The sequence below is a fragment of the Nocardia africana NBRC 100379 genome, assembly GCF_001612635.1.
GTDB classification, from domain to species: domain Bacteria; phylum Actinomycetota; class Actinomycetes; order Mycobacteriales; family Mycobacteriaceae; genus Nocardia; species Nocardia africana.
The window spans coordinates 443,167-467,432 of sequence record NZ_BDAV01000005.1; the positions used below are offsets into that span (position 1 = coordinate 443,167).

Here is a 24,266-nt window from a genome sequence, read left to right on the forward strand (position 1 = left end):
CGGTCACGGGCCGGCCGGGTTCTGCGACCGGGTTTCCGGGCACGGGGTGCGGCTGTAGCCGGATGGTGGCCAGGTGTCGGAGGGGTCGGGCACGATGGAGCGCGTGACTACCACCGAGCTGCGCGAATCCGCCGAATCCCTGCTGCGTGAGCTGGCCGGGCCCGAGGCGCGTCTGCGCGAGGATCAGTGGACGGCCATCGAGGCCCTGGTCGTCGAGCGGCGGCGGGCGCTCGTCGTCCAGCGCACCGGCTGGGGCAAATCGGCGGTGTACTTCATCGCCGCCCGGTTGCTGCGGTCGCAGGGGCGCGGGCCGACGGTGATCGTGTCACCGCTGCTGGCATTGATGCGCAACCAGGTCGCCGCCGCGCGCCGGGCGGGCGTGATCGCGGAGACGATCAACTCCGGCAACGTCACCGAATGGGACGAGATCCATCAGCGGGTCGCCGCCGGTGAGGTCGATGTGCTGCTCGTCAGTCCGGAACGATTGAACAATCCCGATTTCCGCGATTCGGTGCTCCCAAAGCTGGCCGCCGACGCGGGCCTGGTGGTGGTCGACGAGGCGCACTGCATCTCCGACTGGGGCCACGATTTCCGCCCCGACTACCGCCGCATCCGCACCCTGATCGCCGACCTCGGCGAGGACATCCCGGTGCTGGCGACCACCGCGACCGCCAACAACCGGGTGGTCACCGATGTCGCCACCCAGATCGGCACCGACACCCTGGTGTTGCGCGGCACCCTGGACCGGGAATCGCTGCATCTGTCCGTCGTGCGGATCGACGACGCCGTCCAGCGCACCGCCTGGCTCAGCCGGCAACTGGGTGAACTGCCCGGCTCCGGAATCATCTACACCCTCACCGTCGCCGCCGCCCACGACCTGGCCGACGTCCTCGCCGACCACGGATATGCCGTCGCGGCCTACACCGGCCGCACCGAACCCGGGGAACGGGAAACGCTCGAGCAGGCCCTGCTGGACAACGAGGTGAAGGCTCTGGTCGCCACGTCGGCGCTCGGCATGGGCTTCGACAAACCCGACCTCGGCTTCGTGGTCCACGTCGGCGCCCCCTCCTCCCCCATCGCCTACTACCAGCAGGTCGGGCGCGCCGGGCGCGGACTGGTCCCGGGTGGGTCCGGCTCTTCCGGCCCGTCCGTCCGCGCGGAGGTCATCCTGCTGCCGGGCCCCGAGGACCGGAGGATCTGGAATTACTTTGCGTCCGTGGCCTTTCCGCGCGAACAGGTCGTGCGGTCGGTGCTGGCCGCGCTGGACTACGAACGGCCGCTGTCGACGGTGGCCCTCGAACCCCTGGTGGAACTGAGCCGGTCGCGGTTGGAGATGGTGCTCAAGGTGCTGGATGTGGACGGCGCCGTGCGGCGGGTGCGCGGCGGTTGGCTGGCCACCGGCGAACCGTGGACCTACGACGCCGAACGCTACGAACGCCTCGACCGGGCACGCGAAGCCGAGCAGCAGGCCATGCTCGAATATCAGAGCACCACCGAGTGCCGGATGAACTTCCTGCGCCGCCAGCTCGATGATCCGGGCCTCGCGCCGGACGCATCCGGCTGTGGTCGCTGCGACAACTGCACCGGCCGCCGTTTCGACGTCTCCGTCGACGCCGACCAGGTGGCCACCATCCGCGCCCGGCTGGACCGGCCCGGAATCGATCTCCTCCCTCGCAAACAATGGCCGACCGGGCTGGCGAAGCTGGGAGTTCCGTTGTCGGGCAAGATAACCGACGGTCCCGAGGTGGGCCGGGTGCTGGGCCGGCTCAGCGATCTCGGGTGGGGTCAGCGCCTGCGAACCCTGCTCGACGCCCCCGACGGCCCGGCGCCCGACCATATCGTCGACGCCTGCATCGCCGTTCTGCGGGAATGGAATTGGACGCAACGCCCCGGAGCGGTGATGGCCGTGCAATCGGTGACGCATCCGGCACTTGCCGCCGACCTGGCCGCCCGCCTGGCCCGCATCGGCCGTCTCACCGACCTCGGAGTGCTGCACACCCGTCCCGACCGGCCACCGGTGTCGGCGGCCAACTCCGCCCACCGCGTGGCAGCCCTGTTCGACTCCTGGGAAACCCCCGACCTCACCGGCCTCGACACTCCCGTCCTGCTGGTCGACACCCACACCGACACCGGTTGGACCCTCACCCTCGCCGCTCGTACCCTCCGCCACGCCGGCGCCCCGGCCGTGCTCCCCTTCGCCCTGGCGACCCCGACGTGAGGCCCGGACGCGGCGCGTACAGTGCCCGGCGATCGATCACCCACTATGGTCGATCCGGTGACCAGTAAGTCGACGCCGGCGGTGGAGTTGACGGTCGGCGAGCATACGGTGCGGGTGTCGAATCCCGATCGGGTGTACTTCCCGGAGCTCGGGGCGACGAAACTCGATCTGGTGCAGTACTACCTGAGCGTCGGCGACGGAATCGTCAACGCCCTGCGGGACCGGCCGTGCATGCTGCACCGCTTCCCGAAGGGATTGCCGGGCGGGAAGGTGCATCAGAAGCGGCTCCCAGCAGGGGCGCCGGAGTGGATTCCCACTGTGCGCGTGCACTTTCCGCGCTACAACCGGTATGCGGACGAGCTGTGCGTGCGGGAACTGGCGGACGTGATCTGGGCGGTGCAGATGTCGACGGTGGAGTTCCATCCGTGGAACTCACGCCGCTTCGACACCGAGAAGCCGGACGAATGGCGCATCGATCTGGATCCGATGCCGGATTGTCCGTGGTCGCGGGTCCAGCGCGTCGCCGAGGTCGCGCACGAGGTCCTCGACGAGCTGGGCGCGGTCGGCTGGCCCAAGACATCCGGCGGGCACGGCCTGCACATCTACGTGCGCATCGCCCCCGAGCACGGCTTCCAGCAGGTGCGCCGCGCCGCCCTGGCCTTCGCCCAGGAGGTGGAGCGCCGCGCCCCCGACGATGTGACCACGACGTGGTGGCGCCGCGACCGCGATCCGGCACTGCTGTTCGTCGACTACAACCAGAACGCCCGCGATCACACCATCGCCGCCGCCTACTCGGTACGCGGGAATGCGGGGGCGACCGTCTCGACACCGGTGCGGTGGAACGAGATTCCCGATATCGAACCGAACGACTTCACGATCAACACCGTCCCCGCCCGCTATGCCGAACTCGGCGATCTGCACGCGGGCATCGACGACGCGGTCTTCGACCTGAATACGCTGCTGGAGTGGGCGGACCGCGACCGGGTCGAGGTGGACCTCGACGAAGACGAAGGAGCACACGACGCATGACGAGCGCACCCCGCATCGCACTGGCACCGATCACCGACGACCTCGTGGCACAGGCGATCACCGGCGCGGGAGCGCAACTCGCGGAGCTGAGTGAGGCGAGGGCGCTGGTGTGGGACGGCGGTCCGAACGGATTTCCCGACCTGCCCGAGTCGATCGAATGGGTGCAGCTGTACTCCGCCGGGGTCGAGGAGTTCTTCGCCGCCGGCATCTTCGAACGCCATCCGACTGTGGTGTTCACCTCGGCCGCAGGCGCTTTCGCCAGGAGCGTTGCCGAAGGCACGATGGCGCTGCTGCTCGCCGGTGTGCGGTATCTGCCGGAACACATCCGCGCCCACAGCTGGCGCCAGACCGACTTCTTCCCGCATATCGGGACCTTGCGCGGGGCGACCGTCGCGGTGGTCGGCGCGGGCGGTATCGGACGCGAGGTCATCGCCATGCTGGAGCCGTTCGGGGCCCGGGTGATCGCCGTCAACCGCTCCGGACGGCCGGTCGAGGCACCCAACGTGGTGGATACGGTTCCGGCGGAGCGGCTTTCGGAGGTATGGGCTCGCGCCGATCACGTGGTCGTCGCCGCGCCCGCGACCGACGACACCCGGCACCTGATCGGCAAAGACGAACTCGCCCAACTGAAGCCGCATTCGTGGGTGGTCAATGTCGCCCGGGGATCGCTCATCGACACCGAGGCTCTGGTCGCCGCGCTGCGGGAGGGCGCCATCGGTGGCGCGGGCCTGGACGTGACCGATCCCGAACCGCTCCCCGATGGCCATCCGCTCTGGGACCTCCCGAATGTGATCATCACCCCGCACGATTCCAACCCACCGCAGCTGCGCACGGCAGCCTTCGCCGAGCACGTCGCCGAGAATGTCACCCGCTTCGCGCAGGGGCGTGAGCTCATCGCTCGAATCGATCCGGCCGCCGGTTACTGACCACCGCTGGTACCCGTGCCTACCGCAGGGGGATGTCCACCCCATGCTCCGCGGCCGGGCGCGGGCCGAATATCCGGCGTTCGACCTCGGTGATGGGTACGTCGTTGATGCTGGCCTCCCGGCGTGCCATCAACCCCTGGTCGGTGAATTCCCACAGCTCGTTGCCGTAGCTGCGCCACCATTGACCGGTACGGTCGTGCCATTCGTACTGGAATCGGACGGCCATGCGGTTCTCACGGAAACCCCACAGGCTCTTGCGCAGCGCGTAGTCGAGTTCGCGTTCCCACTTAGCGGTGAGGAATTCGACGATCTGCTCACGGCCGGTGACGAATTGGTCCCGGTTCCGCCACATCGAGTCGGAGGTGTACGCGAGCGCGACCCGGTGCGGGTCCCGGGTGTTCCACGCATCCTCCGCCGCTTGCACCTTCCGCGCGGCGGTTTCGAGGGTGAACGGCGGATACGGCGGTCGAGCTTCGGACATCGGATTCCTGCCTCTCAACGGAGAACGTTCGTTCTCCACCGATGCGTTACGGTAGGGAACGTACGTTCTCGATGTCAAGGGAGTCCGGTCCATGCCCGCCACACTCGGTGCCGAACGGAATGCGTCCGACCGCGAGGCGCTGCTCGACGCCGCCGAGCAGTTGATGTACGCGCACGGCGTGCAGGCGGTCGGGATGGACCGGATCCGCGAGGCGTCCGGTCTGTCGCTGAAGCGGATCTACTCCCTGTATCCGACCAAGGACGACCTGGTCGTGGCCATGCTGCGCCGCCGCGACGAACGGTGGCGGCATGCGCTGGCCCGATACGTCGACCGAGTCGACGATCCGAGCCGTCGCGTCGCGGCGATGTTCGACTGGCTGCGAGACTGGTTCGGCGAGCAGGGTTTCCGCGGCTGTGCGTGGATCAATATCCACGGCGAACTCGGTGCCGAGTCACCGGCCGTCCGCGCGGAAGTGCGCGCCCACAAGGCCGCCTTCCGCGGCATGGTCGCCGGCTGGGTCGCCGCGACCGGCTCCGATGCCGCCGACGCGATCTACCTGCTCGCCGAGGGAGCCATCGTCACCGCCGGGATCACCGGCGAGTCAGCCGCCGCCTCGACCGCCGAATCCGCTGCCGCGCTGATACTTTCGAATACCCGGCAGTGAACGGAGCAATCAGCTCGGATCGTAGATGAGCGAGCGCGCCGCATCGCCACCGAGCCGTGGTGCCACGACGACGGGTGCTGCCCGCAGTCCCGCGTTGTGTCTGCACCACACTCCACGGGTCGATGGTCGCGATTCCCCCGATACGAGCTCGACGCCCATGACGAGGATTCCGCCGTCGGTGTGCCGACGCGCGTGCTTACGCCGTAGGCTGCGGACGCGACCCTGTCCGCGTCTCGGAGGAGTTGTGCATGGTGTTCGGGTTACCGAAGCTGCCGCCGCTGCCGGTGGTGCGAGCCGTCGCGACCGTTCGCTACGCGCTGGGCGAAGCCTATCGGCGGTTGGCGCCGGCACCGCTGTCGTTGATGGAGTTGCTGGCGGCGGGGTGGTTGGCGCAGGCGATTCATGCGGCGGCGGCGCTGGGGATCGCCGATGAGCTGGCGCGGGGACCGCTCACCGGTGCGGAGCTGGCCCGGCGAGTGGGGGCGGACGAAGATGCGCTGCGGCGGCTGTTGCGGCTGCTGATCAGTCACGGCATCTTCGCTCAGCGACGCGATGGACGTTACGGGCTCACCGCGCCCGCCCGCGCGCTGTGCAGCGACTCCCCAGAATCACTGCGGGATGCGGCGCTGTTCTTCGGGTCGGCCACGCACCGGGCGCATTGGACGCATGTGGTCGATGCGGTACGGACAGGGAAGCCGGTCGGACCACAGGTGGACGGGGCGCCCTTCTTCGAATACATCCGCACCGACCGTCGATTCGGCGATCTGTTCGACCGCGCGATGACCAGCATCGGATCGCTCACCACGGAATCATTGTTCGCCGCTTACGATTTCGGACGCTTCTCGACGATCGTCGACGTAGGCGGCGGGCGCGGCGCGATGCTCTCCGAAATCCTCACGCGCGCACCCCGCACCCGGGGAATCCTGTTCGACCTGCCCGATGTGGTGGCCGATGCGGCGCAGCGGTTCGCGGCCGCCGGATTCGACGGGCGAGCCGAGGTGGCGCCGGGCTCCTTTTTCGAATCGGTTCCCGCGGGCGCGGACGCGTACCTGCTCAAACATGTGGTGCACGATTGGCCGGATGCGCGCGCCGAACAGATCCTGCGCACCGTGCGCGCCGCGATGGCTCCGCACGCCCGGCTGATCATCGTGGAGATCGTGTTGCCCGAGGACAATCGGCCGCATCCGGGCAAGTACACCGACCTGGAGATGTTGATCAACAGCGGCGGCCGCGAGCGCACCGCCGGTGACTACCGCGAACTGCTCGCGCACTGCGGTTTCGCGCTGACCCGCATTACCGAGACGGTGTCACCGGAATCCGTGATCGAGGCGCGACCGGTATAGCCACCTGCGCTATCGCGGACCACGCGGTCGCCGGCGTGCGTACGGGCGGGGGCTGCCGACGTGCTGCTCGACCAGTTCACCCCACCAGTTGGCCAGGGAGCCGGCCAGAAACCATGCGGCCCTGATCCGTTCGTCGTCGACCGTCTCGGCGTCGCGCAGCAGAACCGTGGCGCGCACCTGTGCGGCGGCGAGGCCGTCGACGGCCGCGCCGAGGGAACGCGCCTGCGCCGCAGCGGCGGTGCGGTCACTGACCCAGCGGTCGATGTGTACGACGATTTCCCTTCTGCGGCAGTCGATCTCCGCCGCACGCACCGGGGAGCGGCGGCGGGCCAGGTGGAGTTCGGCCAGCTGCCGGGCGGCCCGGGTAACCGGGTGATCGTCGGTCCGGTCGCCGATATGACCGCAGCAGGCGGCGAGTAGTTCGTGCCCGTCGGGTATCCCGGGGTGGAGTTCGGCGGCCGTGCCCGGGGCGCCCGTCCCCACGGCGCCCCGGTCCACCGCGGCGGCGCACCGGCCGCGCAGCCCACCCGGGGCATTCCGCGCGGCGCGGCCGTACGGCTGCGGGGCGGCGGACATCGGATACCTCCGGAAGGGTCGTGGTTGCACCCGACGCCACGAACGAGACACCGGACCGCGAGCCCGACGCGGCAAGGGCAAACCGCGCCGGATCCGGTGTGCCGCACGATGCGAAGGGGGCAATCCTGCGGCGCCGGGTGCTACTTCCAAGCGTGCGCGCTCGCGGCGGCCCGGTCACTGCCCTTTCAGTGGCCTTCCGATGCCCCTGGGCCGTGAGCCCCTGCCCGCCATGGGAACTATCGCCAGGTCACGGCCGTGACGATGAGAATCAGATACAACACCAGTACGAATACCACAGCCGGGACCACGGGATACGCGCGGGTGCTCGAATCCGGCTCCCCGCCCGATTCACCGGGCGACGCCGGACCGGCTCGGACGGGCTCGGGCGGCGACGGCGAGACCGATGTCCGGGTGAGGAACGAGCCTGCCGCCAGGGCCGGAAGTATCAACAGCCCCACCGGTACCCACGGCAGCAGCGCCCACGGCAGCGGATGCTCCCACGGTCGGCTCAGCACCACCTCGGCACCGACCGCGAGGGCCGCGAAACCCACGATCGCGACGACGCTCCCCCGCACTCCCAGCACGTTCGAGTAATACCACTGCCCCGCCCGCACATCCGCCACCGTCTTGCGCGCGAATTCGAAATGCAGGAAGGCACCCGCGAAGATCAGCGCGACCCAGACTGTCCGCCAACCGGATTCGACCTGACCGGTGTCGCTCGCCGAACGGACGAGGTACGCGATGATCCACACCTGCACCGGATAGGTCACGGCCAGGTTCAGCAACAGATCGCCCCGTATCCGCGCCGACACGCTCTCCAGCCCCCACAGTGCGAGGCCGTACCCCATCGCGGCGACGACAAGGGCCGCGGACCACCACGACAGCAGCGACGACACAACGGTCAGCGCCACCGCGATCACGCCCATCGCGACCCACAGTTCGCCGACACCTACCGTTCCTGTGACCAGCGGCCGATCCGGATTGTGCACCCGGTCGTAGTCGAGATCCTTGATCTCGTCCAGCATTCGCAGATACAGCAGCAGCACCGCGACGACGAGAATCCGCACCGCCGTCGCCCATCCCGGACGCCATGCCGAGTCCGGATGTGACACCACCGCCGCCGTGCCCTCCACAGCAGCGACGAACATGACCGCGTAGAGCAGATGATGCGTGTCGTATCGCGCGACGGTGAAACGCGCGATCCGCGCGACGGCCGCCCCGGCTGCTCGATATCGATGCGCGGACGCCGCCTGCTCCGAGCCGCCGGCGGACGTGACGGAACCTTTCAGCATTCCGCCTCGTCGGTGTCGTAGCGCAGGCCGATGCGCGCCGCCAGCGCACCGCACTGGTGGATTTCGCAATCGACCTGTCCCGGAACGGAATCCGAGGCGCGCGCCACACATTCGGCGCGGTGGTCCAATTCCACGAATCGCTCGAAGGAACTGGAGACCCCGATCAGCCGGCTCGGCTCCGGCGCCGACATGGCGGCGACCGTCTGACGTGCCGCCTCCAGCAGCACGCTGCCGGGCACGTGATCCACGGGGTGGTCGAACAGGATCGGATGCCCGGTGTCGATCACCAGCTCGGCGACCGCGGCCGCGCCCACTCGCCGCAGCGGGCCGATCACCACATTGCGCGCGTTGGCCCGGCCCACGTCGACCGCCGCGGCCGACCGCCCGGGCGGCAGCGCGGCGCCGATGTCGCCCAGCCCCAGTCCGGTGCGCGACCCGCCGCGCAGCGCCTCCCAGCGCGACGGCGACACCCAGGTGAAGGATCCGTCCACGATCATCAGCGGCACCCCACCACATTCGATGTCGAGCACCATATCCACCCCCTGCAGGACCTCACCGCGCCGATGGCGGCGCGAAATCTGCACCGACATCACCAGATCCGCGGGCGCGGGCCCGATCGCCCAATTGTCGCTCTCGGCCACCGCACCGTTGAAAGTGCGCACGATGAAGCCGAAATCCTGTGGTACACCGAAGTATTCGTGCGTGAGAGCGATCGATGCCTGCCGGGCCGCCTCCATCACCAGCAGGGGATCGTAGGTGCCGTCCCACGGTGCCAGGTGGTCGCCGTAGAACGCGTGCATGCGGGGTAGCTGGGCGCCGACCACGAATTCGTCGGATCGCGCGGCGTGCAGGGAGGTGACGAAGACCTCCGAGACCGCGCAGCGGTGGGCGAGATGGCGGGAGATGGTGTGCACATGGCTCGCGGTCGGGATGGTCGCGGTGTCGATCGTCATGGTCGTGCCTCCAACCAGTCGTGTGCGGATACCGGGGGCAGCGTCTGGCGCCGCCCGCCGTTGCGCATGGGAAGTACCTGAGAGCCGAGGACGATGGCCGACCACGGATCGATCGCACGACCCGTCGCCCAGGCGCGCCGCAACAGCAGCGCACAGTCCTCGTCCCGATCGGGATCGAAGTCCGCCGGAACGTCGCCGAGGTCGGCGAGCAGACGCGCGGTCGCGGCCGAACGCGCGAAAACCCGTGCGGGAGTGCGGGAGTACAGCGTCGCCGCACAGGCGGCGGCTTCGGCGCCGCGGTCCTCACCGGTCCCGATCTCACGCAGCACCCGCGCACGGGTGTCGGTGTCGAAGTAGATCGCGAACTCCCGCAGCACATCGGCCGGATCGTCCGGCGAATGCACCAGATTCAGCAGATAGCTGTATCTGCCCAGCACATAGCGTAATTCGCCCGGCTGACGTTTGCCCGGGTCGGTCGGCCCCTTGGCCGCTGTGAGCCGCACCGAGGTCGGCAGCGCCGTGGGTTCGCCGGCGACGACGAGAACCAGCGCGTCGGAGATCTCGGTCAGCAGATCGGCCAGCCGCCGCCGCTCCGGCGAGGCGATATTCCACGCGAAATACCACAGCGCGCGCACCAGATGCCGGTCGACCGCGCAGATCCGGGCGGCCACCACACGGAAATCATTGTCCTGCAACCACTGCAGCGTCGGTTCGACCGCCCGGGCCACGATCGCATCCGGTTTCAGCAGCAGCAGTGAATATCGGCGGGAGAATTCGACCGCGTCGAGCCCGGCCGCACCGAGCTGGTCGACGGTCTCCTGGACGTAGGTGTCCTCGGCATAGGTGGCCGCCTTGTCCGGCAGCGGTGTCGACGCCGCCAGCACTTGCGCGAGATTCATCGGCTGTCTCCCCTCTTCGCGTCCGAGGCGAAGCGCGCCAGCACCTCCGCTACCGACGGCAGCGGTTCGCCGAGGTAGCCGCTCTCCAGGCAGTGGTCCAGGAGCAGTCGCAGATACGGCTTGCCGGTCGCGGGGCAATCCCTTCCGAGCAGGGCGTGGGTCGCGGTGGTGTCGAACAGCGGGCGGCGGGCGAAGTAACTGGTATAGAGCGCGCCGATGCGCTGGAAGTATTCGCGTTCCAGCGGTTCCAGGTCGTCCACCGCGAACGAGGCTTCGGGAACGAAGGTCGCGACGTGGAAGGACGGATATTCGGCGAGGACGTCCGAAATGTCGCGCAGCGACAGCGCATCGGCGCCCACGGCGTGGAAGGTCTGTCCCACAGCGGAGTCGAAGTCGGTGGCGGCGGCGGTGATCACATCGGCGACGAAGTCGACCGGCGCGGGGGCGATCGTGGCGTCGTAGCGGCCGGGCAGCGAGCGCAGTTTGCCCTCGACGATCAACTTCACCACGGTGTAGAGGTTCTTGTAGTCACGGATCACGCCGGTGCCGGCGGCGCCGGTGACGACGCCGGGGCGCACGACCGCCCAGCGCAGTCCCGGTGTGGTGCGCACCTGGCGTTCGGCCCGGAACTTACTGTCCTCGTAGCCGTTTCCGAAGGCTTGCCCGACGTCGAGTTCCGCCTCGGCGACGACGCCGGTCCGCATCCCGCAGACGTAGGCGGTGCTCACATACACCAGCGGCACGTCCCAGCGCAGCGCCAGCTCGATCGCGTGCGCGGTGCCGCGCACGTTCAGTTCCTCGTAGTCGCCGGCGGTGGCATCGAAGGCGGTGGTCGCGGCGGCGTGCACGATCATGCCGACGCGGGAACCGAGTTCGGCGGCGGCGTGCGGGGAGAGGCCGAAACCCAGCCGCCGGATATCGCCGCGCACCGTCTCGATGCCGTCCAGCCCGGAACCGTCGTTGCGGACGATCCGCGAGTTGCTGTGCAGCACACCGACAACGGGCCGGCCCGCCGCGCCGAGGCGGCCCACCACCTCGGCGCCGACCAGTCCGCCCGCGCCGGTCACCAGGACGGCGTCGTGCCCGGTCACAGTCCCGCCCCTTCGATCAGGGTCACGACGTCTCCGATGCGGCGCACGCCGGCCAGCTGTTCGGGGCGGTAGCGCGGTAGACCGAAGGCCTGTTCGAGGACCAGGGTCAGCTCCATCAAGCGCAGCGAGTCGAAGCCGAGATCCTCGATCAGCCGCAACCGGTCATCCGGTTCGGCGGGCGGGGCGGGCGCCATCGCGACGACGAGCCGGCGAACCCGTTCCGCCACGGGGCTGTCCACATTCGTCATCACTGTCCTCCGTCGTGCTGATGGGGTTGCCGCCCGCCCGAGCCGAGCAGGTCGCGGGCTTCGTCGAGGGGCAGTTCGGTGTCGAGATAGGCGGCCGGGCGCAGCCAGTCGTAGCTGATGTCGAGGGTGCGCCGCCATTGCTCCCGCGAATCGAACGAAGCCGGGAACTGCGTGCCGCCGGCGATCTCGCGCACGGCCGCGGCGAGTTCGTCCAGCACGGCCAGCTCGTCCAGGCCGCTCGCACCCGATCCGAGGACCGCGCCGAAGCGCAGCGCCGCCGCGCGGTCGACCAGCTCACGCAGCGCTCCCACGTCCGGCACCAGCGCGGTGAGCGTCGGTCCGGGCGCGACGTCGGCGGGCAGCGGGTGAATACCGTAGGTGGACAGCACCATTCGCACACACATCGCGATCACCCGACGCGCCGCGATATCGGCCACCGCACCCTGGCCCGCTTTCACCGCCCCCATCAGATCCTCGCGAGCGTTCTCCAGCACCACGTTCGACCAGACGACTTCCATCGCACAGGCGACGAAGCGCTGGGCCGGCAGCGGTGACAGCGTCGCGATATCGCGGTCCGCGCCACCACCGGCGAGACCGAGTGCGGGCATCCTCGTCGACGGAATCGGCGTGACGGGGCGTAGCGGCTTGCACATGGCGAGCGCGGGACGCAGGGTCTCGCCGCCGCGCAGCGACAGTCCGATGAAGCCCAGGCGGACGAATTCGGCGAGCTCGGTGCCGATCGGCGACCGGCGCAGGATGTCGGCGACCGACTTGCGGGCGACGACGGCACGCCAGGCCGCGGCACCGCGCTCGGAGAGTGCGAAGACATCCGTGTCGTCGCGCAGGACATGGATCCGGTCCCCGATGGGCCAGGTGGTCACGCCGTCGATCCGGGCCAGCAGAATCCGGTCGGGATCATCGGCGACATCCGCGATGCCGAATCGGCGAGCCAGTGCGAGCACCTCGTCGAGCGTCGCGGTGGCCGCAAGACCACGGTAGGCGTCGATCAGCTCGGTGGCGCCCGGATCGGCCGCCGCGATCCGAACAAGTTGTCGCGGAAGCCATTTCGTCTCGATGTAGGTCTCCCCGCGCGTCGCGGCCCACGACTTGACCGCCTGGAGCAGGCCGTCGCGAGCCCACCCGTCGGCTTCCGCGTCGGCGCCCAGTGCCTGCAGCGCGACCGCGAACCACAGCGCGTGGCGGCCGCGCTGCGCCCACCAGTCGGACACGGTCGCCGCGAAGGTGCCGGCGGGCAGCAGCGCCGACAGTCCGTCCAGATCCACCGCCGCGCTCGATCGCAGCACCGTCGCGTTCCGGAAACGCTGACAACGGTTCAGCACGTCCTCGTCGAGGTCGCCGGCGCCGTCCGCACCGGTCACCCGCTCGAGCTGTGCCCGCAGTTGCGCCTCGGACCGGGTGCGGATCTCGATGCGGCGGCCGTCGGCGAACACCACGGTCGGTAGCGTGGGCATCTCCTCGGCGCCGGGCGCCACGATGAGGAAGTCGATATCGGACCCCTCGTTACCGAATCCCTCCGCCAGCGACCCCTCGAACAGGGCGGCGGAATTCGGCGGGATCGAGACCGTCTCCAGCGCGGCGGCCAGCAACCGCTCGGCACGATCGAGCGGCAGCGCCGGCTCGGTGGACGGACTCGTCGCCGCCGTGTCGGCGGCGGGATGTTCGGTGGCGCCCGCCAAACGGCCCTCGGTATACAGCTGCCACATGTGGCGGCGGCGCGGTTTGCCGCTCGAGGTGCGACGGATGAAGCCGCGCGGTCCGGTGACGACGCCCACGGTGCCCGCGGGACCCAGTTCGCCGCGCACCACGGTCCGGGCTCGGGCGATCCACTCGCCCGGCGCGGTCTCGGCGAAGAGCACGATGCCGGGCGCGGCGCCGCCGGACAGCGAGACCGCCGCGAGTTTGCCCTTGGTGATACCGGTTTCGCGGGCCACCCGCGATTCGATGTCCTCCATGAACACCGAACGGCCCCGTACCTTCAGGCTCGTGCCCATCCGTCCCAGCACGAAAACCTCGTCGTGGTAACGGAATCCGGCGTCGCCGGTGTAGAGCCGGCCGTCGGTGATCCGGGTCGCGCCACCGGCGCCGTCGGTATAGCCGAGCGCGACCGAATCGCCGATCACCGCCATCTCCCCGAGCACCCCGTCGGGCAGTTCGCGACCGTCCTCGTCCACCACCACGACGGTGGATTCGGGGGTGGAGAAGCCGAGTCCGGTGATCCAGCCCGGGCCGCTCACCCACCGATCGTCGGCGAGTGCCACCTCCGCGACGACTCGCACCGGCGCACCGTGCCGCAGGGTCGCGGTGTCGACCCGCAGAGCCGTGAGCGGACGATCGCGCGCCGAGGAGGTGACCATCAGCGTGGCCTCGGCCAGACCGTAGGCGAGGGTGTAGGCCCGAGCCGAAAAGCCCCGCGCGCCGGTGAGTTCGGCGAACGAACGCAGATCTTCGACTTCGACCGGTTCGGAGCCGACCGCCAGGGTCCGCCATCCGGACAGGTCCAACTCCGCGATGTCGTCCGGCGACACGCGATGTGCGACATAGCCGAGGGCGAACGACGGCGACGGCGAATGCTGGGCGTGCGTCATCGCCCGCAGCCAGCGCGCGGGGTCGCGGACGAACTGATCGGGCCGCATCAGATACAGGTCCCCCTGATTGGCGACCGTGGTGAGGAATGCGCCGACGAGGCCCATATCGTGGTAGAGCGGCAGCCATGAGACCATCGCCTCGCCGGGCCGCCAGTCGATCAGCCGGCTGATCATCCGGATGTTGGTGGCCAGGTTGTGCCACGACACCCGCACGCCGCGCGGAGTTCCCGTGGACCCGGAGGTGAATTGCAGCAGTGCCGTCTCGGCCGCGGGTGCGAGGGTCCGCTCGGCGGGCGTCGCGGTGTCGCCCACGACGACCGGCTCGTCGGCGCGGCCGGCCGCTGTCATCGCCTGGCGGACCAGTGTTTCCAGCTCCACCGAGGTGACCACCACCCGCGGCACGGCCTGCTCGAGGATCGCCGCGACGTGCGAGATGTACTGCGCCATATCGGCGAACATGGGCGGCGCGATCGGCGTGAAGACCCCACCGCACGCCCACACCGCGTAAAAGGCTGCGACACAGGGAAATCCGGTCGGCATGACGACGCAGACGCCCGCCTCGTCACCGCCCCCGAGGCCCCGTTCGCGCAGTCGGCCGGCAACCGACCAGGTCAGCTCCGCGAGCTCCGCGTAGCTGCGGAACTGCCAGCCGTCCTCTTCGTCGGCGAGATGGATGCCGGTGGCGGTGGCGGGATCGACCAGCCAGCCGCGCACCAATGCCTGGTCGTCGCTGATGTTCTGCAGTTCAGTGGGCATCGAATGCCTCCCCTTCTTCGAGCACGGTGACGGTTCCGCCGCTGCCGTCGACTCGCAACGGCATGCCGGTGCGCACGGATCTGGTGACACCCGGAATCTGCACCACCGTCGGCACGCCGAGTTCGCGCGCGACGATGGCGACGTGGGTGAGCGGGCTGCCGCGCTCGACGACCAGCGCCGTCGCCGACGGCAACACCGCCACCCAGCCCGGATCCGTGCGATAGGTGACGAGCACGCCGCCCGCCACATCGCGCGGTTCGTCGACCACCACCGCCGGTCCCGTGCCCACACCACCGCCCGACGGCGTCCCGGTGAAGACCGCACCCGCCGACGCCGCCGGAGTGTCGGTGATCGGCACCCAGCCGGACGCCGCGAGCTCGGCCGGACCGAAACCACCACCGCGGGTGACGAAGCGGGCCGGCGCGACCAGGCGCGCGTCGGCGGCGCGCTGCTGTTTGCGGGCGGCGACCACCGCCCGCAGACCGGCCGTCTCGCCGCCCTCGTAGCAGCCCCGCAGTTGCGGCAGCGTCAGGTAGAACACATCGGAGAATTCGTCGATGATATTGCGCCGCACCAGGTCTCGTCCCATGATTCGGAGTGTTCGCTTGACCATGCCGAAGGCGCGGGTCCGGCAGAAACGCAGACTCTCCCGATGCCCGGCACATCGAGCCACCTTGCGCCGCAGGCGTTCGTAGATCGCACGCCGCCAACCGCGCAGGTGCGCATCGAGATATCGTTGCGCATCGTCGGCGGCCCGGTCCTGCCGTTCCGGTAGTGCGGCCAGCACCATGACGAACAGGCCCGACGGATCCTCGCGCAGATCCGGCGTCTCGAGCTTGAGTTCGTCGAGGCTGCGATAGCCGTAGCGGTCGATGTACTCGTCGACGCGCGCCCGGAAGTCGTCGTGGCCCGCCGCTACCAGCGCGTCGTAAACACCCTCCGGCGCAGTGCTTTCCAGCAGTTTGCGCAGTTCGGGGTTCTCCCGGACGGTGGCGGCGAGCGCGGACATCGCGCGGGCCGGCTCGGCGGATTCGACATCGGCTCCGGGCCCGGCGACGGCGTAGAGGAACCACTCCGGCGCCTTCGGCAGAAACAGCCTGGTGAGCACGTACAGCAGGCCGGTGAGGGTCAGCAACATCGCGTCCAGAACCATCATCGGCCCCCAGCGGTGCACCAGCTCCCGATCGAGTTCGCGATAGCGGGCGTAGGCCTCGGCACCGGTGTCGGCGCTGTCGTCGTGGGATTCGAAATCGTCGTAGACGCGGTAGAACTCGTCGAGGAACCGCCGCATCATCGCGTCGATCCCGGCGATGCGACGCAGATAGATCGCGGTGGTGCGGCCCCGGGACAGCATTCGCCGCAGCGGATTGCCGAAAGTGAACGGGCGCAGCGTCTTCGCGATCTCGTCGGGTAGTGGTTCGGCCACGCCGAGCGCGGCCTCGAGGACACGGCGGTTGAGCGGATAGCCGGGCGCGATGCCGACCATCCGGTACCAGTGCAGCAGGTTGTAGTAGACGCGGCCGTGGAAGTAGCCGAGTAGCACGGGAGTCCAGCTGTCGGTCTGCGCTACCTGCGCCCGCGGCACACCCAGGGATTCGGCGTATCCGCGATACACCCGGCCGTAGATATCGGCCGCGGTGGTGAAGGTGAGCGGTGAGGTGATGCCGCTGAAACTCTCGATGATGTTGGAGTTGTCCCAGATTCGCAGCTCTCCGTCCGGCACCTCTTCCCCGGCTCCGCGCAACGACTCTCCGACCGCGGTGGTCACCGGGCGCGCCTGCAGCACCCAGAGCCGGCCGTCTGCGTCGAAGGCCCATTCGACGTCCTGCGGGGCGCCGGCCACGCTCTCGATCCGGCGGCCCGCCTCGATCAGCCGGGTCACCTGATCCGGGGTAAGCGCCGGGCTCGAACGCAGCGCGGGATCGACGTCCACCGCGATGCAGCCCTGATCACCGTCGGGACGATAACGAGTCGCCTTCTCTCCCAGGGTCGCATCTATCAACTCGCCCGAAAACTTGTCCGCGACATACGTATCGGCGTCCACGGCGCCGGAGACCAGACCTTCACCCAGTCCGTAGACCGCGCTGATCAGCATCCGGTCCGTGGCGCCGGTGCTCGGGTCGCAGGTGAACAGCACACCGCTGGTCGCCGCCGCGATCAGGCGTTGCACGATCACAGCCGGCATCTCCGGAAGCGCCAGTCCGTGCGCGAAACAGTAGGTGATCACTCGCGGTGACAACGCCGAGGCCCAGCATGCCGTCACCACCGAGGCGATCGCCTCGGCGCCGGATACGTTCAGAAACGAATCGAACTGGCCGGCAAACGAATACGCGGTTCCGTCCTCCACCGCGGCCGACGACCGGACCGCCACAGGGCCACGGCCCAGACGCCGCCACACCTCGTCCATCGCCTCGACCAGAGCATCCGGGGGTGTGGCGGTCATGATGCTCGCGCGCAGCCGGGCGCCCCGCGCCAGCGCCTCGTCGAGGTCGGTCGCGGACACGAAATCCGCTGCCGCCGCGACGATCTCGGCAGGCATGTGCTCGAACAACGCCGGCTCGACGACCAGCCAATCCGGCACCGGCAACGACGCATCGCGCAACCGACGCAGCCCGGCCGCCTTCCCGCCGGCATCCGCGGCTTCGGCCGAGCCCGCTTCGGATTCGTGCACCAGGTCTCCTGTCATCGCGGACCGTGCGCCTGCCCAGGGTCGCTCACAGAGTTCGTAACGGTATAACCGAAAAGTGGATGTTTCGAAATGTCGGTGATCAGGCATCCGACATGCCGCGATGCACAGGCGATCACCGCGGCGTCGTCTCGATATACCGGCCACGCCCGCCGGTGTTAACCGAATTCCGAACAAGATCGGCTGGCCGCTCGCCGGGAGCGCGGCTACGCTACGTTGAGGCTCGTGACGATCGGTGGAGGGTGTAATTCGGCGTGAGTTGGTCATTCACACCGGACGAGTTCGCGCACATCTGGCGCGAGACCGACCTCGATCGCCATCCCTTCCCGCTTCGCATCCTCGAATCACCCCGTACGGAGGACGAGGCGGCCACCCTGCGCAAGACCCTCGAGGCACGGCTGCCGCTCGGCGCGGACCCCGACCTGTCCGCATGTCTGCGCATCCTGGCCGCGCCGCACACCCGCGTGGTCGCGATCGGGGGCGAACACGGTCCGGGAACCGAAATCCGGGCGGTGGCGGCGGCGATCTACGACCACGCCGTCCTCGCGATCCAGGAACCGGGACGCACACCGGGATTCGGCGGGTCCATCCGATTGTCGATCGGGCACACCGCCAAACTCGGCGCTCGCATCGCCGCTCTGCTGCCCGACTGCCCGCCCGGAGGCGAACCCGCACGTTCGGCGCCGAGCGAAGCGGTGCGCGACGACGACTGCCCGCGGCCGACCTCACCGCCGGCGCCGCGCATCCGCCGCCTGCTGCTGAAACCGCATACGGCCGAAGGGCATATCCGCATCGAGGCCGGATTGGACCGCGCGACACCGCCCGCACCGCTGTACTACACCTGGATCGACGTCGCCGACGACGGGCGCTATCTCATCAAGGCGGGCGACGAGGTCCACATCGTGCCCGCGAGCCGCCAGCAGATCGGCACTCATCTGCAGAAACGCATCCCGCACTGACTGTGGAGTACACGGAACAGGGCAACTCGGGCTGACCGGACATCGGCGGAACCAGTAAGCTGGGTCGACCTGCAGCCGCGAAAGGAAGCCGCCTTCGGGCCCTTCCCATCAGGCTGTGCGATGACAGCCGATGGGGGCCGTACGCGGTAGCGCTCCGCTGCCGCCTCCGGGCCTCCCCATTAGGCTGATCGGACCGACCGATCTCAGGGGTGCGCATGACGATCGAGACCAGCCAGGCCGATATCACCCGTTTCCTGCAGGCCGCGCGCGGGGGAACCGTCACCTTCGATCCGGCGGCCGCGCGTGGGTGCGCGGAGATCTATCAGCAGCAGGCCGACCGGCTGCGGGAACTACAGCAGCGCCTCGATTCGGTGGCGCAGCTCAGCGGATTCGGGGGCTTCTTCTCCGCGCAGCAGCTGCAGGCCGGTTTCGGCCGCAAGGCGCGCGATGCGGCCGAACTGCTCGACCACTACATCGCCGCCGCCTACCGCATGAAAGAGGCCTTCCTGACCAGCGCCGGGCTCTACGAGGAGGCCGATTCCGCACATGCGGCCGCGCTGCGAGCGATCTCGTCCGGACTGTCGCGATGAGCGCCGAATTCCGTTACGGGCCGGCCGCATCGCAGACCGACCCGCACTACGTCAGCGCCATGGAACATTTCGAGTCGATGACGCACGAACAGATCTACGCCGGAACCGAGAAGATCGAGGCCGGTGAGATTCTGCAAGCCTCGCTGATCTGGCTGGAGGCGGCCGCCACACTGACCGGGTCCATGCCGGCCACCCGCTCGCAGGCCGAACGGATCATGGATCAGGCCGGCTGGCAGGGCCCGGCCGCCGAGGCCGCCGCCGCGAGCGCACACAGCTTCGCCGCCTCCGTCGACGAATTGGCCGCCGTCTTCGGGGAGGTCGGTGCGCGGCTCGGGGCCGTCGCCGGAGCGGCCGAAGCGGTCAAGATGGCGGTACCCCCGCCGGGCGATTCCGGGCCGGTGGGCGCCATCGCCCGAGTGCTGGAGGCCGCGCACGTGATCGATGCGCGCATCGCCGAGGAGGTCCTGCGTCAGGAGGCGATCCTGACGATGAACATGATCTACAAGCCGGCCTACTCCGCCGCGGGCACCGCGGTCCCGGCCCTGCCCGAACCCCCGGCACAATCCGACCCCGCCGGACCGCGCCCGAGCGCGCCCGCGCGCCCGAACGGCGACCGGCCGCAATCACACCAAAGCCCCACGGCCCCACCGTCTTCGGAGCCGGAGTCCGCGACGCCGGAGCAGGCTCCGAATTCGGCACCCGCGCCCGGCACCCCAGGTTCGCCGCAGTCGCCGCCCGCACCTGCACCGGCACCTGCACCTGCACCTGCACCTGCACCTGCACCTGCACCTGCACCTGCACCTGCACCTGCACCGGAGAGCCAGGCACCCGCGCCTCCGCACACGCAACCCGCACCCCCGCCCGGCGACCCGGCCCCGAGTTCGTCGGCACCGGCACCCGCCGCGCCGACGCACGATCCAGGCCCAGCGCCGACCCCGGCGCCGCCGACCTCTTCCGCGCCCACCGCGCCGGACCCGAGCCAGGCACCCACACCGTCCGCACCGGGAAGTTCAGTGCCCCCGCCGGTTCCACCGACGTCCGATCCGCAGGCCACGCCGCCCGTCACCCCCGCCCCCGCCGCACCGGCCCCGGCGCCATCCGACACCCCCACGCCCACACCACCTCCCGCACCACAGTCGCCCGACCCGTCGGCATCCGCCCCACCGCACCAATCCCCCACGCCCACACCGCCTCCCGCCCCCGGGCCTCCCGGCCCGTCGGCGCCTCCGCTCACCGACCAGGAAGGTCAGCCGGGTATCACCGGTCCGATCCCGAACACGGATGCGCCGACGACTCCCGATCAACCCGGGGTATCTCCGCCGGGCTGAGCGGAAGTCGGAAGCGCGAGAGATTTCGGCAGGCGCAATCGACTCCCGTGACTGCAGCCGTGCGGGGCCCGACGTCGGCACGATCGCCATCGCCCCGGCCGCGATGCGGACCCGCTCGCGACAGGTATGCGCCCGGGTGGTGCCGAGTTCCCTACACCTTCACCAGGTCGTCGGCGTGAATGACGGGGCGTTGCATACCTTCCGGGAGTTCGGAGGTGGAGTGGCCGGCCATGGCCTGCAGTTCGGTGCTGTCGTATTCGACGACGCCCCGCGCCACGGTGCGACCGTCGGGGGCGAGCAGGTCGACCACATCGCCGCCGTAGAAGCGGCCCCTGACGCCGGTGATACCGGCGGCCAGCAGTGACCGGCGGGAGTGCGCGACGGCTCTGACGGCGCCGGCGTCGAGGTGGATGGCGCCGCGGCTGTCGGCGGCGTGGCGGACCCAGAATTTGCGGGCCGAGAGCCGGACCGGGCGGGCGGCGAACGCCGTGCCGACCGAGGCATCGCGCAGTGCCGGCGCCGCATCGGAGGCAGCGGCCAACAGGACGGGCACGCCGGCGTCGGCGGCGAGGCGGGCGGCCGAGAGCTTCGACGCCATGCCGCCGGTGCCGAGAGCTCCGCCGCTACCGGCGATCACACCGTCGAGGTCGGCACTGCTGCGCACCTCGGGAATGAATGTGGCGGCACCCTTGCGGGGGTCACCGTCGTAGAGTCCGTCCACATCCGAGAGCAGAACGAGCGCGTCCGCGCCGACGAGATGCGCCACCAGCGCGGCCAGCCGGTCGTTGTCTCCGAAGCGAATCTCCTCGGTGGCGATGGTGTCGTTCTCGTTGACCACCGCGACCGCGTGCAGCGCGCGCAAACGGTCGAGGGTGCGTTGCGCGTTGCGGTGGTGTTCGCGCCGGGCGAAGTCACCCGCGGTCAGCAGCACCTGCCCCACAACCCGGTCGAATCGGGCGAACGAGGTGCCCCAGGCGTGGGCCAACGCCAATTGCCCGACACTCGCCGCGGCCTGCTTCGTCGCGAGATCCCTTGGGCGGGCGGCCAATCCGAGCGGGGCGATGCCGGCGCCGATCGCACCGGACGACACCACCACCACATCCGAGCCCGCGCGCATCCGCGCCTCGATGGCCTCGGCGAGCTTGTCCAGGCGCGCGGTGTCGAGTCCGCCCTCCAGGCTGGTCAGCGCCGAGGAGCCGATCTTGACGACCACGCTGCGCGCGGTCCGGATCGACTGCCGAGTAGTTACCGCTCCCTTGTCGGAATCCACCTGTGTCACAACAACACTCACTCACTTGACGCGCCACCACCGTGACGCACGACGACTACCGGACCGGCACGCCCGCGCACACCGGCGAAACCGGTGCGGCGGGCGATCACGGTTGGTCCTCGTCCTCCGAGACCAGGCCGCGGCGCACCCGGGAGGCATGCTTGCGCTCGGCGGCGGAGATGCGGTCGGTCTGGTCCAGGCGGGGGTCGGTCCCGCGCCCGGTCATCACCATATCGACACCGGCCGAGATCTGCGGCTCCCATTCGAAGCTCACATCGCCGATGGTGACCTCGGCGCCCGGCACGGCGCCCTGGCGGACCAGTTCGTCCTCGACGCCGAGACGCGCGAGCCGGTCGGCCAGGTAGCCGACGGCTTCGTCGTTGTCGAATTGCGTTTGGCGCACCCATCTTTCGGGGCGCTCACCGCGGACGATGAATCCGCCCTCGACCTCCGGATCGGGTTCGACCGTGAAGCCGGTCTCGCCGGCCACCACGGGCCGGATCACCGGGCGCTTCGGCGCGGCCTTCGGATGCGCCTCACGATACTCGCGGACCATATCGGCCAGCGCGAAGGTCAACGGCCGCAGTCCTTCCCGGCTCACCGCGGAAATCGTGAACACCGGCCAGCCACGCTCGGTGAACTCCGGCGTCACCATCTCCGCCAATTCGGCGGCGTCGGGGATATCGGCCTTGTTGAGGATGACCACGCGCGGCCGGTCGGCCAGATCGCCCAGACCGGCATCGGCCTGCAGGGCGGGCCGGTAGGCGGCCAGTTCGGCCTCGAGCGCGTCGACATCGGAGATCGGGTCGCGGCCGGGTTCCAGTGTGGCGCAATCGACTACGTGGGCCAGCACCGCGCACCGCTCGAGATGCCGCAGGAAGTCCAGCCCGAGGCCGCGTCCGTCGCTGGCACCGGGGATCAGGCCCGGCACATCGGCGACGGTGAAGGTGGTGTCACCACTGGACACGACGCCGAGATTCGGCACCAGCGTGGTGAACGGGTAATCGGCGATCTTGGGCTTGGCCGCGGAGAGCACCGAGACGAGTGAGGATTTTCCGGCCGAGGGGAAGCCGACGAGGCCGACATCGGCCACCGACTTCAGCTCGAGAACGAGATCGCGCTCCTCGCCCTCCTCGCCCAGCAGGGCGAAGCCGGGCGCCTTGCGGGCGCGCGACACCAGCGCCGCGTTGCCGAGCCCGCCGCGGCCACCGCGCGCCGCCACGAATCGGGTGCCCGCGCCGACCAGATCGGCCACAACCTCACCGTCGTCGTCGATGACGACCGTGCCGTCGGGGACCTTCAGCAGCAACTCCCCGCCCTGTTTGCCGTCGCGGTTGCCGCCCTCGCCCGGCTTGCCGTTACCGGCCTTGGCGTGCGGGTGGAAGTGGAAGTCGAGCAGCGTGTGCACGTTCGGGTCGACTTCGAGGATCACATCCCCGCCGTTGCCACCGTTGCCACCGTCGGGTCCGCCGAGCGGCTTGTACTTCTCCCGATGCACCGAGGCACAGCCGTGACCGCCCTTACCGGCGCGGACGTGCAGTACCACACGATCGATGAATTTGGACATGCCAGCTGGACCTCTGTATTTCGGTGGACGGTGGTGGTGAGCCTCCCGGAACGGCGAACGGGCCAGGGTTTATCTGCTAAACCCTGGCCCGCTTCGAAGAGTGTGTGGAGAAGGCTCCGGCGCGGCTCAGGCCTGCACCGGCTCCGGTACCACGATGTTGACGGTCTTGCGGCCCCGCTTGGTGCCGAACTGGACCGCGCCCGCCTCGAGGGCGAACAGCGTGTCGTCGCCGCCGCGGCCGACGTTCACGCCGGGGTGGAAGTGGGTTCCGCGCTGGCGAACCAGGATCTCGCCGGCCTTGACGGCCTGGCCGCCGAAGCGCTTCACACCGAGTCGCTTGGAATTGGAATCGCGACCGTTGCGAGAGCTGGACGCACCCTTCTTATGTGCCATGGCTGAAAACTCCTCGATTCGAAACCGGGTGGTTCCGCTAGGTCGAAATTACTTGATGCCGGTGACCTTCAGGACCGTCAGCTTCTGACGGTGGCCCTGACGCTTGTGGTAGCCGGTCTTGTTCTTGAACTTGTGGATCCGGATCTTCGGGCCCTTGGTCTGCTCGACCACCTCGGCGGACACCGAAACCTTGGCCAGCTTGTCGGCATCGGTAGTCAGCTCGGCGCCGTCAACCACCAGCACCGGCGACAGCGATACGGCCGTGCCCGGTTCACCCTCGATCTTCTCGACCTTCACCAGGTCACCGACCGCGACCTTGTACTGCTTTCCGCCGGTCTTGACGATCGCGTACGTTGCCATCGGTCGGCTGCCCTCTTTCCTCAACTAGTGC

Annotated in this window: 21 protein-coding genes; 8 read left to right on the forward strand and 13 right to left on the reverse strand. The window is 69.5% G+C overall.

Features of this window, described 5'->3' with window-relative positions; genetic code table 11:
- Window positions 1-94 precede the first annotated feature (94 nt).
- From NA3_RS07285 to NA3_RS07295, 3 genes are read left to right on the forward strand one after another with little or no spacing between them, the layout of a single operon-like run.
- A complete protein-coding gene (locus NA3_RS07285; protein WP_062962737.1) occupies window positions 95-2,218 on the forward strand; it encodes a RecQ family ATP-dependent DNA helicase in 2,124 nt (707 codons plus the stop codon).
- Between the two features lie 57 nt (window positions 2,219-2,275).
- Window positions 2,276-3,247, forward strand: a complete 972-nt coding sequence (ligD, locus tag NA3_RS07290; RefSeq protein WP_227994972.1) for a non-homologous end-joining DNA ligase — start codon at window positions 2,276-2,278, stop codon at window positions 3,245-3,247.
- Window positions 3,244-4,173: a D-isomer specific 2-hydroxyacid dehydrogenase family protein gene (locus tag NA3_RS07295; protein ID WP_062962739.1), complete on the forward strand. Its 930-nt coding sequence runs from the start codon at window positions 3,244-3,246 to the stop codon at window positions 4,171-4,173. The genes ligD and NA3_RS07295 overlap by 4 nt, the downstream gene beginning before the upstream one ends.
- A 19-nt stretch (window positions 4,174-4,192) precedes the next feature.
- Here the strand turns inward: NA3_RS07295 and NA3_RS07300 are convergent, their stop codons facing one another.
- Complete coding sequence (locus NA3_RS07300; protein ID WP_062962740.1) at window positions 4,193-4,654, reverse strand: nuclear transport factor 2 family protein; 462 nt, start codon at window positions 4,652-4,654, stop codon at window positions 4,193-4,195.
- Between the two features lie 91 nt (window positions 4,655-4,745).
- Here NA3_RS07300 and NA3_RS07305 point away from each other — a divergent pair, with 91 nt between their 5' ends.
- Entirely contained in the window at window positions 4,746-5,318 is a 573-nt protein-coding gene (locus NA3_RS07305) for a TetR/AcrR family transcriptional regulator (RefSeq protein ID WP_062962741.1), read from the forward strand.
- Between the two features lie 248 nt (window positions 5,319-5,566).
- Window positions 5,567-6,661 carry a methyltransferase gene (locus NA3_RS07310; protein ID WP_062962742.1) on the forward strand — a complete coding sequence of 365 codons (1,095 nt, stop codon included), beginning with the start codon at window positions 5,567-5,569 and terminating at the stop codon, window positions 6,659-6,661.
- Between the two features lie 9 nt (window positions 6,662-6,670).
- Here the strand turns inward: NA3_RS07310 and NA3_RS07315 are convergent, their stop codons facing one another.
- The 8 genes from NA3_RS07315 to NA3_RS07350 all read right to left on the reverse strand — a co-directional run bounded on the left by NA3_RS07315 (window position 6,671) and on the right by NA3_RS07350 (window position 17,753).
- Window positions 6,671-7,237, reverse strand: coding sequence for a hypothetical protein (locus NA3_RS07315; protein ID WP_062962743.1), 567 nt, complete (start codon window positions 7,235-7,237; stop codon window positions 6,671-6,673).
- Window positions 7,238-7,473: 236 nt separating this feature from the next.
- A complete protein-coding gene (locus NA3_RS07320; RefSeq protein ID WP_128145396.1) occupies window positions 7,474-8,529 on the reverse strand; it encodes a UbiA prenyltransferase family protein in 1,056 nt (351 codons plus the stop codon).
- Window positions 8,523-9,482, reverse strand: a complete 960-nt coding sequence (locus NA3_RS07325; RefSeq protein WP_062962744.1) for a ScbA/BarX family gamma-butyrolactone biosynthesis protein — start codon at window positions 9,480-9,482, stop codon at window positions 8,523-8,525. The genes NA3_RS07320 and NA3_RS07325 overlap by 7 nt, the downstream gene beginning before the upstream one ends.
- Window positions 9,479-10,381 carry a nucleoside-diphosphate kinase gene (locus NA3_RS07330; RefSeq protein ID WP_062962745.1) on the reverse strand — a complete coding sequence of 301 codons (903 nt, stop codon included), beginning with the start codon at window positions 10,379-10,381 and terminating at the stop codon, window positions 9,479-9,481. Before NA3_RS07330 ends, NA3_RS07325 begins: the two co-directional genes overlap by 4 nt.
- Window positions 10,378-11,472, reverse strand: coding sequence for an SDR family oxidoreductase (locus NA3_RS07335; RefSeq protein WP_062962746.1), 1,095 nt, complete (start codon window positions 11,470-11,472; stop codon window positions 10,378-10,380). Before NA3_RS07335 ends, NA3_RS07330 begins: the two co-directional genes overlap by 4 nt.
- Window positions 11,469-11,720 (reverse strand): acyl carrier protein, encoded by a 252-nt coding sequence (locus NA3_RS07340; RefSeq protein WP_062962747.1) that lies wholly within the window; start codon window positions 11,718-11,720, stop codon window positions 11,469-11,471. The genes NA3_RS07335 and NA3_RS07340 overlap by 4 nt, the downstream gene beginning before the upstream one ends.
- The gene (locus NA3_RS07345; protein WP_062962748.1) at window positions 11,720-15,082 is read right to left on the reverse strand and encodes an AMP-binding protein; all 3,363 of its coding nucleotides are present in this window, start codon (window positions 15,080-15,082) and stop codon (window positions 11,720-11,722) included. Before NA3_RS07345 ends, NA3_RS07340 begins: the two co-directional genes overlap by 1 nt.
- A complete protein-coding gene (locus tag NA3_RS07350) occupies window positions 15,072-17,753 on the reverse strand; it encodes a phosphoenolpyruvate synthase (RefSeq protein WP_233427278.1) in 2,682 nt (893 codons plus the stop codon). The genes NA3_RS07345 and NA3_RS07350 overlap by 11 nt, the downstream gene beginning before the upstream one ends.
- A gap of 269 nt (window positions 17,754-18,022) precedes the next feature.
- On the opposite strand from NA3_RS07350, the gene NA3_RS07355 reads away from it, so the two are divergent.
- The 3 genes from NA3_RS07355 (at window position 18,023) to NA3_RS07365 (ending at window position 20,645) form a co-directional block, all read left to right on the forward strand.
- Window positions 18,023-18,727, forward strand: a complete 705-nt coding sequence (locus NA3_RS07355; protein WP_062962750.1) for an ESX secretion-associated protein EspG — start codon at window positions 18,023-18,025, stop codon at window positions 18,725-18,727.
- A 215-nt stretch (window positions 18,728-18,942) separates the two neighbouring features.
- On the forward strand, window positions 18,943-19,317 hold the full coding sequence (locus NA3_RS07360; protein ID WP_062962751.1) for a soluble NSF attachment family protein: 375 nt from the start codon (window positions 18,943-18,945) through the stop codon (window positions 19,315-19,317).
- A complete protein-coding gene (locus tag NA3_RS07365; protein ID WP_062962752.1) occupies window positions 19,314-20,645 on the forward strand; it encodes a hypothetical protein in 1,332 nt (443 codons plus the stop codon). The genes NA3_RS07360 and NA3_RS07365 overlap by 4 nt, the downstream gene beginning before the upstream one ends.
- Before the next feature lie 151 nt (window positions 20,646-20,796).
- Here the strand turns inward: NA3_RS07365 and proB are convergent, their stop codons facing one another.
- The 4 genes from proB to rplU form a co-directional block, all read right to left on the reverse strand.
- A complete protein-coding gene (proB, locus tag NA3_RS07370; RefSeq protein ID WP_062962953.1) occupies window positions 20,797-21,915 on the reverse strand; it encodes a glutamate 5-kinase in 1,119 nt (372 codons plus the stop codon).
- A gap of 106 nt (window positions 21,916-22,021) precedes the next feature.
- Window positions 22,022-23,482: a GTPase ObgE gene (obgE, locus tag NA3_RS07375; RefSeq protein WP_062962753.1), complete on the reverse strand. Its 1,461-nt coding sequence runs from the start codon at window positions 23,480-23,482 to the stop codon at window positions 22,022-22,024.
- A gap of 126 nt (window positions 23,483-23,608) precedes the next feature.
- The gene (rpmA, locus tag NA3_RS07380) at window positions 23,609-23,875 is read right to left on the reverse strand and encodes a 50S ribosomal protein L27 (RefSeq protein ID WP_030512747.1); all 267 of its coding nucleotides are present in this window, start codon (window positions 23,873-23,875) and stop codon (window positions 23,609-23,611) included.
- Between the two features lie 48 nt (window positions 23,876-23,923).
- On the reverse strand, window positions 23,924-24,235 hold the full coding sequence (rplU, locus tag NA3_RS07385; RefSeq protein ID WP_030512746.1) for a 50S ribosomal protein L21: 312 nt from the start codon (window positions 24,233-24,235) through the stop codon (window positions 23,924-23,926).
- Between the last annotated feature and the right edge of the window lie 31 nt (window positions 24,236-24,266).

Bases quoted from the DNA above. Each gene is read 5' to 3' on its own strand.
- NA3_RS07285 (WP_062962737.1), top strand. From the start codon at position 95: ATGGAGCGCGTGACTACCACCGAGCTGCGCGAATCCGCCGAATCCCTG.
- NA3_RS07365 (WP_062962752.1), top strand. From the start codon at position 19,314: ATGAGCGCCGAATTCCGTTACGGGCCGGCCGCATCGCAGACCGACCCG.
- obgE (WP_062962753.1), bottom strand. From the start codon at position 23,482: ATGTCCAAATTCATCGATCGTGTGGTACTGCACGTCCGCGCCGGTAAG.
- rpmA (WP_030512747.1), bottom strand. From the start codon at position 23,875: ATGGCACATAAGAAGGGTGCGTCCAGCTCTCGCAACGGTCGCGATTCC.
- NA3_RS07310 (WP_062962742.1), top strand. From the start codon at position 5,567: ATGGTGTTCGGGTTACCGAAGCTGCCGCCGCTGCCGGTGGTGCGAGCC.
- NA3_RS07305 (WP_062962741.1), top strand. From the start codon at position 4,746: ATGCCCGCCACACTCGGTGCCGAACGGAATGCGTCCGACCGCGAGGCG.
- NA3_RS07300 (WP_062962740.1), bottom strand. From the start codon at position 4,654: ATGTCCGAAGCTCGACCGCCGTATCCGCCGTTCACCCTCGAAACCGCC.
- NA3_RS07315 (WP_062962743.1), bottom strand. From the start codon at position 7,237: ATGTCCGCCGCCCCGCAGCCGTACGGCCGCGCCGCGCGGAATGCCCCG.
- NA3_RS07330 (WP_062962745.1), bottom strand. From the start codon at position 10,381: ATGAATCTCGCGCAAGTGCTGGCGGCGTCGACACCGCTGCCGGACAAG.
- NA3_RS07360 (WP_062962751.1), top strand. From the start codon at position 18,943: ATGACGATCGAGACCAGCCAGGCCGATATCACCCGTTTCCTGCAGGCC.
- NA3_RS07345 (WP_062962748.1), bottom strand. From the start codon at position 15,082: ATGCCCACTGAACTGCAGAACATCAGCGACGACCAGGCATTGGTGCGC.
- rplU (WP_030512746.1), bottom strand. From the start codon at position 24,235: ATGGCAACGTACGCGATCGTCAAGACCGGCGGAAAGCAGTACAAGGTC.
- NA3_RS07320 (WP_128145396.1), bottom strand. From the start codon at position 8,529: ATGCTGAAAGGTTCCGTCACGTCCGCCGGCGGCTCGGAGCAGGCGGCG.
- NA3_RS07325 (WP_062962744.1), bottom strand. From the start codon at position 9,482: ATGACGATCGACACCGCGACCATCCCGACCGCGAGCCATGTGCACACC.
- NA3_RS07340 (WP_062962747.1), bottom strand. From the start codon at position 11,720: ATGACGAATGTGGACAGCCCCGTGGCGGAACGGGTTCGCCGGCTCGTC.
- NA3_RS07295 (WP_062962739.1), top strand. From the start codon at position 3,244: ATGACGAGCGCACCCCGCATCGCACTGGCACCGATCACCGACGACCTC.